The organism is Mycobacterium colombiense CECT 3035 (assembly GCF_002105755.1).
Lineage (GTDB): Bacteria > Actinomycetota > Actinomycetes > Mycobacteriales > Mycobacteriaceae > Mycobacterium > Mycobacterium colombiense.
In genome coordinates this window covers 2,246,681-2,260,361 of record NZ_CP020821.1, presented here as the reverse complement: position 1 = coordinate 2,260,361, position 13,681 = coordinate 2,246,681, and the positions used below count along the sequence as shown (strand labels likewise).

At 63.1% G+C, this 13,681-nt stretch carries 15 protein-coding genes; 7 read left to right on the top strand and 8 right to left on the bottom strand.

Annotated elements, in window-relative coordinates; translation table 11 throughout:
• Window positions 1-45: 45 nt before the first annotated feature.
• Window positions 46-1,647, bottom strand: coding sequence for an AMP-binding protein (locus B9D87_RS10325; RefSeq protein ID WP_238553400.1), 1,602 nt, complete (start codon window positions 1,645-1,647; stop codon window positions 46-48).
• Between the two features lie 65 nt (window positions 1,648-1,712).
• Window positions 1,713-2,720 carry an LLM class flavin-dependent oxidoreductase gene (locus tag B9D87_RS10320; RefSeq protein WP_007770008.1) on the bottom strand — a complete coding sequence of 336 codons (1,008 nt, stop codon included), beginning with the start codon at window positions 2,718-2,720 and terminating at the stop codon, window positions 1,713-1,715.
• Between the two features lie 50 nt (window positions 2,721-2,770).
• On the opposite strand from B9D87_RS10320, the gene B9D87_RS10315 reads away from it, so the two are divergent.
• From B9D87_RS10315 to B9D87_RS10300, 4 genes are all read left to right on the top strand, one after another.
• Window positions 2,771-3,853 (top strand): LLM class flavin-dependent oxidoreductase, encoded by a 1,083-nt coding sequence (locus B9D87_RS10315; RefSeq protein ID WP_238553401.1) that lies wholly within the window; start codon window positions 2,771-2,773, stop codon window positions 3,851-3,853.
• A gap of 4 nt (window positions 3,854-3,857) precedes the next feature.
• A complete protein-coding gene (locus B9D87_RS10310) occupies window positions 3,858-4,373 on the top strand; it encodes a nuclear transport factor 2 family protein (RefSeq protein WP_157373213.1) in 516 nt (171 codons plus the stop codon).
• Between the two features lie 106 nt (window positions 4,374-4,479).
• Window positions 4,480-5,004: a PaaI family thioesterase gene (locus tag B9D87_RS10305; protein ID WP_238553402.1), complete on the top strand. Its 525-nt coding sequence runs from the start codon at window positions 4,480-4,482 to the stop codon at window positions 5,002-5,004.
• 137 nt (window positions 5,005-5,141) lie between these two features.
• The gene (locus B9D87_RS10300) at window positions 5,142-5,966 is read left to right on the top strand and encodes an SDR family NAD(P)-dependent oxidoreductase (RefSeq protein ID WP_080598515.1); all 825 of its coding nucleotides are present in this window, start codon (window positions 5,142-5,144) and stop codon (window positions 5,964-5,966) included.
• A gap of 19 nt (window positions 5,967-5,985) precedes the next feature.
• On the opposite strand, the gene B9D87_RS10295 is transcribed toward B9D87_RS10300, so the two are convergent.
• The 3 genes from B9D87_RS10295 to B9D87_RS10285 form a co-directional block, all read right to left on the bottom strand.
• Entirely contained in the window at window positions 5,986-6,822 is an 837-nt protein-coding gene (locus B9D87_RS10295; RefSeq protein ID WP_007770013.1) for a mycofactocin-coupled SDR family oxidoreductase, read from the bottom strand.
• A gap of 3 nt (window positions 6,823-6,825) precedes the next feature.
• Complete coding sequence (locus B9D87_RS10290) at window positions 6,826-7,023, bottom strand: ferredoxin (RefSeq protein ID WP_007770014.1); 198 nt, start codon at window positions 7,021-7,023, stop codon at window positions 6,826-6,828.
• A gap of 62 nt (window positions 7,024-7,085) precedes the next feature.
• A complete protein-coding gene (locus B9D87_RS10285; RefSeq protein WP_007770015.1) occupies window positions 7,086-8,378 on the bottom strand; it encodes an acyl-CoA dehydrogenase family protein in 1,293 nt (430 codons plus the stop codon).
• A 97-nt stretch (window positions 8,379-8,475) separates the two neighbouring features.
• Here B9D87_RS10285 and B9D87_RS10280 point away from each other — a divergent pair, with 97 nt between their 5' ends.
• The 3 genes from B9D87_RS10280 (at window position 8,476) to B9D87_RS10270 (ending at window position 11,428) form a co-directional block, all read left to right on the top strand.
• The gene (locus B9D87_RS10280; RefSeq protein WP_007770016.1) at window positions 8,476-9,198 is read left to right on the top strand and encodes a TetR/AcrR family transcriptional regulator; all 723 of its coding nucleotides are present in this window, start codon (window positions 8,476-8,478) and stop codon (window positions 9,196-9,198) included.
• A 226-nt stretch (window positions 9,199-9,424) separates the two neighbouring features.
• Entirely contained in the window at window positions 9,425-10,633 is a 1,209-nt protein-coding gene (locus B9D87_RS10275) for an amidohydrolase family protein (protein WP_007770017.1), read from the top strand.
• A gap of 18 nt (window positions 10,634-10,651) precedes the next feature.
• On the top strand, window positions 10,652-11,428 hold the full coding sequence (locus B9D87_RS10270; protein WP_238553403.1) for an SDR family NAD(P)-dependent oxidoreductase: 777 nt from the start codon (window positions 10,652-10,654) through the stop codon (window positions 11,426-11,428).
• 1 nt (window position 11,429) lies between these two features.
• Here the strand turns inward: B9D87_RS10270 and B9D87_RS10265 are convergent, their stop codons facing one another.
• The 3 genes from B9D87_RS10265 to B9D87_RS10255 form a co-directional block, all read right to left on the bottom strand.
• The gene (locus B9D87_RS10265; protein ID WP_238553404.1) at window positions 11,430-12,170 is read right to left on the bottom strand and encodes an SDR family NAD(P)-dependent oxidoreductase; all 741 of its coding nucleotides are present in this window, start codon (window positions 12,168-12,170) and stop codon (window positions 11,430-11,432) included.
• Window positions 12,171-12,199: 29 nt separating this feature from the next.
• Entirely contained in the window at window positions 12,200-12,652 is a 453-nt protein-coding gene (locus B9D87_RS10260; protein WP_007770020.1) for a nuclear transport factor 2 family protein, read from the bottom strand.
• 97 nt (window positions 12,653-12,749) lie between these two features.
• Window positions 12,750-13,589, bottom strand: a complete 840-nt coding sequence (locus B9D87_RS10255; RefSeq protein WP_007770021.1) for a hypothetical protein — start codon at window positions 13,587-13,589, stop codon at window positions 12,750-12,752.
• Between the last annotated feature and the right edge of the window lie 92 nt (window positions 13,590-13,681).

Sequence of the window (13,681 nt, the reverse complement as noted above, 5' to 3'; positions counted from 1 at the left end):
TAGCGGCGGCCCAAACCGGTTGTCTTGCCGCGGGTTCGGTTGGCGTTAGGCCGTTCCGACGCCGCCGATGTTGGCACCGCCCGGGTAACCGCCGCCGCCGAACTTGTCGTCCAGCGCGTCGTAATCCACCCGGCCTTCGATAGTGGGCAAGGCGTCGACGAACTCGACCGACTTTGGCTTCTTGTACGAGGCGATACGTTCGCGGCAATGGTCAATGAGCTCGCGTTCGGTCACGCTCTGACCATCCGCCAGGACGACGACCGCCTTTACCGATTGGGTGTACTGCGGATCGGGCACGCCGATCACGGCGGCCTGTTTGACCGCGGGATGGCCGGTTAGGCACGACTCGACCTCAGGTGGATAGATGTTTTCGGCCGCGGACTTGATCATGCGAGTCAGCGTTCCCAAGAATGTGATGGTCCCATCGGGCTCTCGACGACCCGCGTCGGTGGTGTGCCACCAGCCATCGCGCATCCGAAGTGCGTTGATGTCGGGCCGATTCCAGTATCCGACATGGACGGTGTCCCCGCGGACGGTGATCTCTCCGGTCTCTCCATCCGGCACATCGATCCCGCTCGGATCGACAATGCGGACCTGGCATAGGGGAGTGGGGCGGCCCGAGTTGCCGAGGCCCCTGCCTCCATAGCCGTTGAGCACCGACAGTCCGGTGAGCTCAGTCTGGCCGAACCCACCGCTGGTGGTGCCCCACCGCGTGGTGTCAGGCGGAAGGGCGTCACCCCAGACGGGGGCGAAGGGGCCTGGACGCAGTGACGAGATATCCAGCCCCGCAGTGGCATTCAGTTCTTTAATGCGCAAGATCGTGGGCGGCATGAGAAATGCAGAGGTCGCGCGCTCGGCCGCGATGACCTTCAGCAGTTCCTCCTCCTCGACCCGTCGGACATAGACGTTCGTGCCGCCCATGACGAACACCGGAAGTGAGTCGAATTGGAAATTTCCGATGTGAAACAGCGGGCCGGAATTGATGAACGTGCATGCGTCATCCGCTTCGGTGATCCTGCCAGTCTGAAGGGCCATCGTGACCAGGTTGCGATGGCTGAGCATCGAGCCATTGGGCCTGCCTGAATGGGCCGCGGTGTAGATGACGAGTAGGGCATCGTGGGGGTCAACCTCTGCTGCCACCGGATCGGGGCTCGCGGCGGCGACGAGATCGTCGAAACTGCCCGGATCCGAGCAGTCGTGTCTGATCCAGGCCGCCGACGACGACGTGAGCGAGCGCGCCTTGGTGACTCGTTCACCGATCTCTTCGTCCTGCCACACGATGACCTTCGGATCGAAGTCGTCGATGACGAACGCGAGCTCCTCGCCGGATTGGCGCCAATTCGCCGGGCAGATCATGGCCCCGATGCGCGCACACGCGATCATGAGTTCCAGGAACCGCGACGAGCTCTGCGCCAGCCACAACACACGGTCGCCACGCACCACCCCGTGGCTGGTCAGCATGCGGGCCGCGCGGTTGACGCGGTCGTCGAAGCCCGGCCAAGTCAATCGCTTGTCGCCGTCGATCACCGCCAACCTGGTGGGGTAACGGCGGCGGTGCTCACTACAGATGTCCGAAAGCGTGACATCAGGCATTGGCGCTTCTCCCAACTGACCGGTCCTGTAACGATAGTCGCCGAAGGCGGCCATCACATTACAGTGTAAGGTCAGCGCAACGGGTGGACAAGCTCGGTGCCGGATGGCTTCCGCGTCTTCTAGCTGGGTTGTTCACCTAAACGGTGGACGTTTAGGTGGGGCAGCACATCGCGTTCGAAGAGCTTCAAACTCTCCCAAGCCAGCTCGGGCGGAATGCCGCCGAGTAGGGGGAGGAAGACCATCGCACGATTCGATGCCTCGAAGCGGCGCGCCAATTCCAGGCAGTCGCTTGGGGTCACCACCTGGTAGGAGGGCAGACGTCGTAGGTCGCCGGAGTCGCGCACGGGAGGAAACATGGTGGCGGCTCGGCCGATCGTCGGCTTCATCCAGGTTTCGTATTCGCGCGCATTGTGCAGCAAATAGGGTGCTAGCTGGTGCCATGCGCGCTCCGGATCTTCGGTCACGTGCAAAAAGCCGGGTCCGCCGCTGTCGCGGAGACCAGGCTCGCGGCCGAGCCGCTCGCACTCGGCAACATAAGTAGCCCAGTGGCCCGGTTCTCCAGCAAGAAACCGGTCACCGATCCGGGCGGCCCGCTTGGCTGCGCCCGACGACATGCCGCCGAGGTAGGTCAACGGGTGCGGCCTTTGGTGCGGGGTTGGGGTGATGCGTACGAGACGACCTTGGTGGGAAAACTCGTGGCCGCTCCATGCCCGCTTCAGCAGTTCGACGCCAGCGGTGAGGGCGCGTCCCCTATCGTTCAGATTCTTGTCGAACATCTCGAACTCCTCGGGCCGGTACCCTGCGGCGAGGAGGGGGTGAAGCCTGCCCGCGCTGATGCGGTCGACCGTCATCAATTCCTCGGCCAACCGGATCAAGTCGTACAGCGGGACAAGAACTACCGGGCGCAGGAAGATCCGGGTTGTGCGGGCCGCGATGGCAGCACACACGGTGATGGGGTTCGACGCGTAGCCGTCGGACGACGCGTGGTGCTCGCCGATCTGGACATACTCAAAACCGAGTCGATCCGCCCATTCGCATTGATCCAGCATGGCCGCGTAGAGATCGGTGTGACTAGCCGTGCTCTGCGGCGCGCGTCGCAAGTCGTATCCCAGCTGAAGTCGAACCACGGCGGTCTCCTGAAATCGATGAGCAACGCGTTGTACGTTACAGTGTAAGAGTGATCCCCGTCACTGACGCCTCTCAACCCCCCTGGGGAACAAGGCCACCCGACATCAGCCCCGGCACCATCGAGGTCGGCGTGTACTTCGATCTCCGCAATCCCACCCGGTGGCGCCAGACCCCTTCGTATCTATACGGATTCACGATCGAGATGTGTCAGGAGGCGGAGCGTTTAGGGGCGGCCTCGGCGTGGTTCACCGAACATCATCTGTTCGACGACGATTACATGTCGAACCCGTTGACGTTCGCGGCCGCAGTGGCGGCACGTACCGAGCGAATCCGCTTGGGCACGGCGATCGTTATCGCTCCGCTGCATCATCCCGTCGAGATCGCCGAGCAAGGCGCAACCGTGGACGTGATTTCGGGTGGGCGCCTCGATCTTGGAATCGGGGCCGGTTACCGGGTGCCGGAGTTCCAACTGTTTGACGCCTCCCTGAAGAACAGGTATGCGCGCACCGACGAGACCGCTCGCCGGCTGCGAGAATTATGGGGACCTAACGGTATTCGCCCGCGCCCGGTGCAGGAGCGACCACCCATCTGGATGGGCTACCAGGGGCCGCAGGGCGCGCGTCGGGCGGGACTTTTGGGGGAAAGATTACTTTCGGCCGACGCCTCACTCTGGCAGCCCTATGCGGCGGGGCTGGAAGCAGGTGGGCATCCGCTGAACGAAGCCGTCATGGCGGGCGGCTTCCAGGGATGGGCCACCGAAGATCCCGAACGGGACTGGAGCGTCGTGTCCAAACACCTTGGTTATCAGCTCGATTCATATCGACAACACATGGTTGAAGGCACCGGTCGCCCGCCGCCCAAGCCCATCGACCTCGACCGGGTGATTAATTCGGCCACCCATGCTCCGCTCGGTTCTTTCACGTACGGCACCCCCGAGGTCGTTGCGGAACGTATCCGCGCCCACTGCGCCGGGGCGCCCGTCCGGACGGTGTTCCTGTGGGCATCCCTCGGGGGTATGGCCGACGACATTGTGGCCGCGAACATCACAACGATCTGCACCCGACTAGCACCGCTTCTCGCAGCGCCCCCGCCAAAAGGTAACGCCGCGACCGCAATCACGGCTGCGACGTGAGCGCATGACGAACAGTGCTAGAGGAGATGGCCCGACTGAGGCGACGGCAGGCGGCGTGCGCGACCGCGATACCGCAACCGCCCTGGCGTGGTTACCGTGGCGCCTGATCAGTCAGGGCGAGATCAGCCAGGGCCTCGGGACGTTCGATGACGAAGGCACCTGGTGGGACATGGTGACGCGGCAGAATCACCCGATGGCCGCGATGAAGGCGGTGTTGGCCGAAATCCTCGAGATCGTACCCATGCGGTTCGATTTCGTTGATTCGATCGTGGAGGGTAATCACGTAGCCCTGATGGTTGAAAGCCATGGCGCGGTCAGTGAGACTGCGATCTACAACAACGTATATACGTTTGTGACCGAACTGGCCGCGGACCGCAATGTCATCGTCGCCGTGCGAGAGTATGTGGATACTCTGCACGCATCGACCGCGTTGATGCCCAGTGTCATGTCGGCCATTGCGCAACACGGCGGCAAATCGGCACTGATGGACTTTTTCAGCGGTTCGGAACGCCGGCAGTGAGGACAACGAGTCGCCCTTGCATCGCCGACCTCTCCACCTTACGCTGTAAGATTATGCGCCGAGTGATGAGCTCCCTAGTGGCGCGCTCGACACTTGGCGAGACGCCGTGACAAGTCACGCGCAGAGACCGCTCGCGCGTCTGCGCGAGCTCACGCACAACGGATCGTCGCTTATCGTCAGCTGTCCGAACGGTATTCAGCTTTGCCTTGGGTGCCGGACGCTCAACCATTGCCGACTGGGCCTACTGCGGGAACACCGCCAGGACGACGGCACGGTCATCAGCGAGATCATCTGCCCGCCCGAGTACGAGGCGGCCGATCAAGTCGCACATGGCCGATGGACGGCTGGGGTGCTCGACGAAATCGTCGGACACTGTGTCACGCTGGGTGACGAGTTCGTCGTGACGGGCAGCCTCAAGATCGACTTCGTCAAACCGGTGCCGATATCCCGTCCGCTGACCAGCCGGGCGGCCGTCGTGAGACGTGAAGGTCGCCGGGTGTACGTTGCCGCCGAGCTCAGTCTGACCAGCAGTGGCGCGGTGCTGGCGTCTGCCCACGCAACCATGGTCCGGCGGCCGTCGAATCACTATGAGCGCCATCAGGAGTGGCTCGATGGACAATGTGAAGCTTAGGTGTGGACCGGAGCGAAGGTCGAAAGAGGCGGGTGACGGCATGGTGATGCGGTGATCACCATGGCGGTGCGTTCGCCACTCGGAAAGCGAAACGGGCTTGCCGCGATGCTCGCCGTCGCGCGGTTGGGAGCGTAGGGATGTCATCAACGGATCCAGTGGCGGTTGTTACCGGTGCTAGCCGTGGCATTGGCGCCGCGGTGGCAATCGAACTCGCCAACCGCGGGCACCGGGTCTTGGCGACAATGCGTAATGTCGCAGCCTCGGACAAGTTGTTGAGCGCCGCGGGTTCGGCCGTCGAGCTCATCGATGTGGTTGCGCTTGACGTCACCGCGCCAGGTGACTTCTGTTTCCCGGAAACGACCGCGGTTCTGGTGAACAACGCCGGCGGTATGGAAGATGATCTTCCATTCGAGGTCACGCCAATGGACCAGTGGCGGCGCACCTTTGAGCTGAACGTGTTCGCTGCCGTCGAGCTCACCCGGCGAGTGGTCCCGATCATGCGGGCACGGCGCGGCGGCGTGATCTGCAACTTTTCGACGGCGGCCACCCTGCAGCCGACACCATGGGTATCGGCATATCGCGCGGCGAAGGCAGCCGTGAGCGCCCTTGACGATTCCCTACGGATTGAACTGGCGCCGTTCGGTATTAGGGTCGTCGAGATCGTTCCGGCGATAGTGGACACCGATGCCCTCTACGAATGCGCGGTGATCCGCCCGCCGGAAGCCGTGCGGTTCGCGGAATATGCGGAAATGGCCAAACGCACCACGGCCGGTTTCGAGCAGATTCGCCACTTGGCGACGCCGCCGGCAGTCGCCGCCGCGGCAATCGTGGATGCAATTTTCGACAACGAGGGCCCGATGCGTCGAGGCTGTGACCCGGTGGCGCGAGCCGCGCTGAAGAATTGGCGGAAATCCAGCGATGAAGACCTCTACCAGGCAGCCGTTAGCGGCGCGGCCGAATAGTGGGGTGTCGTCGGCCGCGCTATTTCAGTAGTGCGCCCGCGTCGATGGGCAGCGCGACCCCGGTGATGTAGCGGGATTCATCGGAGGCCAGGAATAGTACGGCGTTGGCGACGTCATCGGGTTCCACCCACGGTATCGGCAGGGTGTTCATCATCTGCGACACCGGGGCGATGTCCTCCGCAGTCGGGTTGTCCAGATCGGGGCGGAAAACGCTGTATCCGTAGTCGTTCAACATCATTGGTGTATTCACCTGGGTGGGGTGCACGGAGTTGACGCGGATGAACTGCGGAGCGAGCTCGACGGCCAGGGCGCGCATTACGCCCACCACGCCGTGCTTGGCGGCGACGTAGTTGCCGATATTGGGGTAGGCCTTCAATCCGCCGACTGAACTGGTCAGCACGATGGAACCGCCTCGGCCGCCCGCGACGATATGGGGAATTCCGGCTTTGGCCGACTTCCACACTCCGGACAGGTTGATATCGATGACGTCCTGCCAGTCGGATTCGGCCATGGCCGCCAGGGGGCTGCCTTCGCTGTTGATGGCGGCATTGGCGACGATGATGTCCAAGCGCCCCAACCGTTCCACAGCGTTGTCCACCGCAGCCTTCAGCAGGTCATAGTCACGGACGTCAACTTCCGCGGTGAAGACGCGCCTGCCTTCCGCCCTGACCAAATCCGCCGTCTCGACCAGGTCGTCGGGCGTGGACAGCGGGAACGGCACCGCGTCGAATTGCTTGCAGGCGTCGATCGCAATGATGTCAGCGCCTTCTCGTGCCAGCCGCACGGCGTGGCTGCGGCCCTGCCCGCGTGCCGCGCCGGTGATGAATGCGACCTTGCCGTCAACTCTGCCCGGCATCGGTCAATCGTCCCCCTCGAGAATCAACGCGCGCTCAGGGCACGCCGCCACTCCTTCCCGGACCAGCTGGACTTGGTCGGGCTGAACCTCATACGGTTTGAGATTCGAATAGCCGGCATCGTCGATAGGGAACAGGTCGGGGTTGATCGCGTAACATTGTGCATGGCCCATGCATTTGCTGTTGTCCACACTGACTTTCACTGGTCACACCTCCTGATTCGAGCCTGTATCTGTTATACAGATATCGGTATTGGTTGTCGGTTTTAGATACCTAGCCGCTCGAGCAGTCGTTCGTGCGACACCGCGGGACCCCCAAATAGCAGGTTCGCCGAGATCGCACGGCGCAGTATGGCATCGGTCTGCGCATCCGGCCCGCAGTGCGCCGCGACCGCGGTAGCAGCGCTGACGGCGGCCTTCGAGCAGCCGATGTGGGCGGCGGCGGCCGTAATCGGCGACGGGTTCTCCACCGCTCGCCGCCACAGCGACACGGCGGCGGCGTGCTCGAGTACCCGTTCGGGCAACGCCCCGGTGTCAGCCGGACTACGGTCGGTCAGTACGTTGATGGCCCGCTCGATCAATCCCACTTGTTCGGCCGCGAGTGCCGTTGTGGCCAGATCGATGACCTCAGACATTAGCCGGCCGCCTCGGCCTTCGTCGCTGACGAGTTCGGCGGGGGTATCGGCAAGCGCCACGTCAAATAGTGGCCGTGACGGATCGACACCGGCTCGCGGGTCCACCTGGACCCCCTGGGCGGACGGATCGACAGCGAACAACGATGGCCCGGCCACCGACCGCGCAATCACGAACAGTATGTCGGCCGTGCCGGCCGCGGGGACATAGTTTTTGACGCCGGTGAGTCGCCAACCGCCTGGCGCCTGGGTGGCGCGAGTGCGCACCAAAGCCGGGTCCCAGGAACCGGTCATCTCCGCCGCGGCGAACGCGGCGCAGATGGCGCCTTGTTCCAGTCGACCTGCATATTCGACGGCAGTCGCAGAGTCCGGCGTGGCTTTCAGCGCTTGCCATGCCAGACCGATGTTGCCGAAAAGTGCTGCGTCACTGAGCGAGTAGCCATAGGCCCGGAACGCTTCCGCGAGTCCCAAAGATCCGCTGATCGCCAGCCCGTGCCACGAGGGTTCCGCCACGTGCTCGGCGGCCTGGACGTGCGTGGCGATGTAATCCGGGCCGGTCCGGTGAAAGTGTGCGGTCGAGGCATCGGCGGCCCGGGCGAAGCACGCCGGGTCCAATGCGGCGTCGATCAGATCCGGGGGCCAATCGCTACCGGTGCCGACGAGCAGCTTTGGGCCGAGAACGGTGGACACGAAGTGGGCGCCTGAGGTCAATGCGCGATTGCGCAGCGCCGCGAGCACGTCGGGGTCGACGCCGGCGGGCATGTACTCGCCCGCGGCGGCATCGAGATCCACCAACAGTGTGGCCAAGTCGCGGCGAAGTGCACGGTCGTCCCAGGTCCACGTGGCACGCATCAGCGCCGATAGGTTGTCCGGCTTCAGCAGTGCGGCGAAGTCATTGGTTGTCGCCACCGGGGCTTCGGACGCCATGGGCTTACCTCCATTACCTAGTCGTTGCCGACGAGACGACTCAACCTTACACCGTACAGTCATGGCTTGGTGATGTCAGTGCCATGGAGAATGTCGGGTGCTCCGTTACGATCTACAGGACAAGGTCCCAGCAGAATGGAGTTTTGCGATACCCGCCACGAAGGGAGCTGGCGACTCGACGGCCCGTGCCCCGCGACGTGCGAAGCCGCCCACGCTCACGGAAGATCAGATTGTCGACGCCGCGCTCAACGTTATCCGTGCTGAGGGGCTGGATGCGCTCTCGATGCGTCGGTTGTCCCGGGAACTGGGCCGTTCCGCGATGGCGGCCTACTGGTATGTCGCCGACAAGAGTGAACTACTCGATCTGGTGGCCAGGAAGCTCTTGTCGCGGGTTGACGTTCCGGCGCCGGAGTCTGGGCCCTGGGACGAGCGGCTTCGTGCGGTCATCCACGCCATCGATGAACAACTCCACCGGTATCCCGGCATGGCCAACGTCTTGCTGGAGCGGATGAAGAGCACCGACCGCCGGGTCCTGAATGCGATCATGGAGATCCTCGTCAGTGCGGGACTGCAGGGCCGCGATGTGCACCTGGCGTATGCCACGATCCATACCTACCTATTCGGCCGTTACCAGGTCGTCGGATTGAGCGACGACCTGCATCCGCCGGGGGAGCTCGAGGACACGCTGGCGGAGTTGATGCCGCACCTCAACGGCTTGCGTGGCCGCGATTATTTCAACTTCGGGCTGGACACGATCATCGACGGGTTGCGTGCCCGGTCGGCGGCGACACCCTCTGGGCGGCGCAGGCGTCGCGCTTAGCGCGGGATACCGCCGGCCGGCTACGGCGATGCGTGCGAACCGCTCAGAAATTTTGGATGGAGGCGTTTTCATACCGAACCATACGGTGTAAAGTGATCGCCTAGTCCTGCGGTGAATATGCGCGTGGGACCCGCGTGAGCTCAAAATATGCCAGTATGGAATATTAATCAGGAAGCACGCCGAGAAGATGGCACCGCGCCTCGTCCAACGGGCAAAGGAGTAAAACATGGCGATCATCCAAGACAGCGTCGGTCCGCTGCCGTATCTGCTGACCGATTTTGACCAGCATTCCTACGAGGCCCTCGATTGCTTCACGCGGTACATGCCGAAGAGCAAGCTGGACACCGCTGTCCGGCTGATCGACACGCCCAGCGGTCACAAGGCCCTCTTGGCGAACGAGCGCATTATCACCGCATTTGAGAAAGAGCACGATCTCGAGAAGGCTTACGTGCCAGGGTCACTCGCCGAGATGCTCAAGCAGCGGTCATCGGGTAACCCCGCCGATGCGGAGCGGTTCTTCGAGCCCATGCATCCGGAGTACCTCGATCGTGACGCGCGCCTGAAGCAACTTGCCGAACAGCAGATCGAGAAGTCGATCATGTACCCAGGGGGGTGGGCACTGCTGGCCGAACCCTTCCTCGATGGCATCGATCCGTTGTACGACAACTTCGAGTCGTTCAACCGCTGGATCAACGACGACTGGGGTTTCAACTACAAGGACACCATCTACGCGCCGGCGATGCTGTCGCTGCGCGACCTCGACCGTGCAGTCGCCGAGCTGGACCGGGTGCTCGAGGCGGGTGCGCAATTCATCATCCTGCCTGCCGGTCCCGCATACGGTCGCAGCCCGGGCGACCCGTACTTCGATCCCTTCTGGGCGCGGATCAACGAAGCCAAAGCGGTGGTCTCCTACCATATTTCGGAGTTCCACTATCAGCAGGAAGTCGCGTCCCACTGGGGCTGGAAGGTCGGGGCGCCATTCCAGTTCGCCGCGTGGCAATGGCAGAACACGTACGGTGAGCGCCCAATCACGGATACGCTGTCAGCACTCATCTTCGACAACCTGTTCGGCCGTTTCCCGGATATCCGGGTTGTGGTCAGTGAGTTCGGCGCGTCCTGGGTTCCGCATTTCCTGCGCCACATGGACAAGAGCCGCGGAATGGGCCGGCTGGGGCCCTGGTTGGGCGGTCCGCTGACCGAACGGCCTAGCGCCATCTTCAAGCGGCACGTCTTCGTGGTGCCGTATCCGGAAGACGACACCGTCGCCCTGGTGGACGAGCTCGAAGGGACCGACGCCCTGGTGATGGGCTCGGACTGGCCGCACGCCGAAGGCCTGCGCGAGCCCGCGGAAATGTACTTGCGGGTGGAAGCCTTGGGGGAGGCCCAACGCCGGCACTTCCTGCGCGACAACGGACTCAGCCTGTTCGGCAAGTAAAGAAACGGATGTGACCCATTGACAGCTGATAGTGCGAAGGAGTTCGACGGCGCGGTGGCGTTTGTCACCGGAGCCGCGGGAATGGGCATCGGCAACGCAACTGTGCGGCGGATGGCCGCCGGGGGCGCTAGCGTCGTTGTCACGGATATTCACCCGGGGCGCACCGACGACGTGACCCGCTCGATCGCGGAAGAGTATCCGAAGTCGCGTGTGTACGGCTACCCGATGGACGCCGGCGACCGTGGCCACATCGACGATGTCGTCGAAAAAGTACTTGCCGATATCGGCCGGATTGACATCTTGGTCAACAACGCCGCGATCAACATCCTCGGCTCCGTGTTCGACTACGAGCCAGCGGATTGGGATCGCGTGATGGCCGTCAACATCGACGGGCCATGGTACTTATCCCGCCGAGTGTTGCCCCAGATGCGAGACCGCAACGCCGGTGTCATCGTCAACGTCACCAGTTACGCCGGCGACGTTGGCGGAATGGGCATGGAGACGCCGTATGCGGTGAGCAAGGGTGCGTTGAATACCCTGACACGATGTCTTGCGCACGAAGCCGGACCGTTCGGCATCCGCGTTAACAGTGTCAGCCCGGGTGTTACCGACGGCACGAAATTCATTGTCGATCATCCGGAAATACGTTCGCGCCCCGACGCAGTCGGACCGCTCGGCTCGGTTCCGCACAAGGACGAGTTGGCCGAAGTCATCGCCTTTCTCGCATCGCGACGCGCGGCGCACATCACCGGGGAGATCATCAACGTGTGCGGTGGCGCGTACATGCGAAACTGACTCAGCGCAAGATGACTTGGCCGCCGTCGAGCATGATGGTTGCTCCGGTGAGATACCTCATGTCGTCGCTGACCAAAGCGGCGATGGCGCGGCCGATGTCGTCGTAGGCCAGGCCCATCCGGCGAAGCGGGATGCTTTTTTCGATCTGCGCCCACCGCGCCGGATCGGCGTCGCGGAATCTTTCCGCGGAAGGGGACAGGCCCGCAGGACATACTTGGTTGACGCGGATTCCGTACCTACCCCACTCGATGGCGGCTGACTTTGTCAGCCCACCGATCGCTTCCTTGGCCATCGAGTAGCCGGCCATGCAAGCGGCGCCCCGGACTCCGATGGCGGACCCGAAGTTGACGACAACCGCGTGGGGCGACTGGCGGAGCGCCAGGAAACTCGCCTGCATCAGATGCAGCGTGCCGAGCGGGCCGGTCCGGAAGAACTCCAGGACATCCTCATCGCTGAGCTCGGCAGTGGGTACGGTTGCGCCCAGTGCGCCGCCCTGGGCGTTGTTGATCAGAATGTCGATCCCGCCGAACTGCCCGAGTACTTCCTCGACCGCGCCGGTCACCGCTTGCCGGTCTGCAACGTCGCACTCAACGGCAAGTGCTTGGTGCCCGGACTTGGTCAGTTCACCACAAACGGCGTCGAGCTTGCTTCGTGTCCTGCCCAGCACGGCTACCGAGGCTCCGTCGTCAGCGAGAGCGAGCGCGGTGGCCTTCCCTAGACCCTGGCCGGCACCTGTGACCACCGCGACACGCCCACCGAGTCGTCCCGCGCTCACGTTTCGACCGTGGGCAGCCCGAGCAGACCAACTACGGGCGAGTCACGAATGTGACCCTCGATTTTGACTTTTCGACGTGCGAAGCGCCACCCCTGAGTTGTGTCGACGATTTCGTCGCGATAGGTGCCCCAATGGTCCAGTCCCTTGGAACCGATCAACTGGAAGCATGCATAGGTACTGGCGCCGCCCTCGGGCTGCGGATCGATGTAGATCGAGCTGAGGTGATGGCGGGCCGGAAGGAAACTTGCGGACACAAATGCTGTTCCAACGCGGCTGAAGAAGCCGAGGATCGCGTCGGGGCCAACAAATTCCTCGGTGTCGGTGACGAACACCCCATCCGGGAGGAATAGTTCCGAGAGTTCGCGAACCTTGCCGTGGTCGGCGAGGAACTGATAGCTGGCCATAAGATTGGCCGCTCCAACGCGGGTGCGCAGCTGAGCGTCGTCCATGAGATCTGCGGTCTCCTTACAGAAGTCGAACCCTGCGGCACTGCAAGTTGCCCTCCGTCGACAACGACTATACAGCGTATAATGGCCGGACGGGAAGTCATCGCGAAACACGCAGTTGAACGAACGCGGCTGCGACGAGGCGATCCGCACGACCGTGATCCCGAAGCTCAACGCGACAGCCAACTGTGTCTGTTTGCGCCGCCACGAATACCGGTGTGGCGACGAACGGACCAACACGTCCTGGGGAGACGATCGTCAGCGCGAGGTGTTCGATGGACAGCTCGTCGGTCCCGGCGGCTTGAGCCGCGGCCTCGAGGGCCACCGCCTCTGTGATCACAAGCATCGGCCCATGGTGCAGCCGGTCGGTGCCGATCGCAGGACTAAGGCAAGGGATTTCGATCAGCCCGTCGGGCCGCCGCCGCCCCGAATAGGCCTGCCACAGGGGCGGTACTTCGGCCATGCCCGCGATGCCCGGTCCGGGCTCGGGATATGTGAAGCCGCTGGGTGTTTCGGTGATCACCGACCAGTTTGCGGTGCCAAATCCGATCGCTCGGCTGCGATCTTCCGCATCGTAGATCCGCACCTGCGTGAAGATCTGAGACCGGGCCTCTTTGATCACCTCGCCCGCCAGAAACACCTCACCGACGTTCGACGCATCCTCCAACACCGCCAAGTCGATCTGCGTCAGCGCTAGGATCCAATGTCGGTCGATGGTGATACCCGCAACGTCGAGCATCGCGATCGCCAGCGGAGCTCCCAGCACGGCGCCGGCCGATGTGCGCAGGTCTGGGCGAAGCTCCATCAAGCCGTCGGCGTGTGTTCGATCGATGAGGTGGGGCCTCGATGCCAAATAGCGATAGGTGATAAGGCTTTCGAGCGCGCCGGCCCACTCGCCGTATGGGCTGGCTGCCTCGCGGCGGGTAGTCGAATTGGTCATTTGGCCTCCTTGGCCCAGCGGTACGTAGATTATAGTCCGTGGTGGAATAAATTATTGCCTCTAATTGGTTGTTCCACTGGGCTAATCGCGAA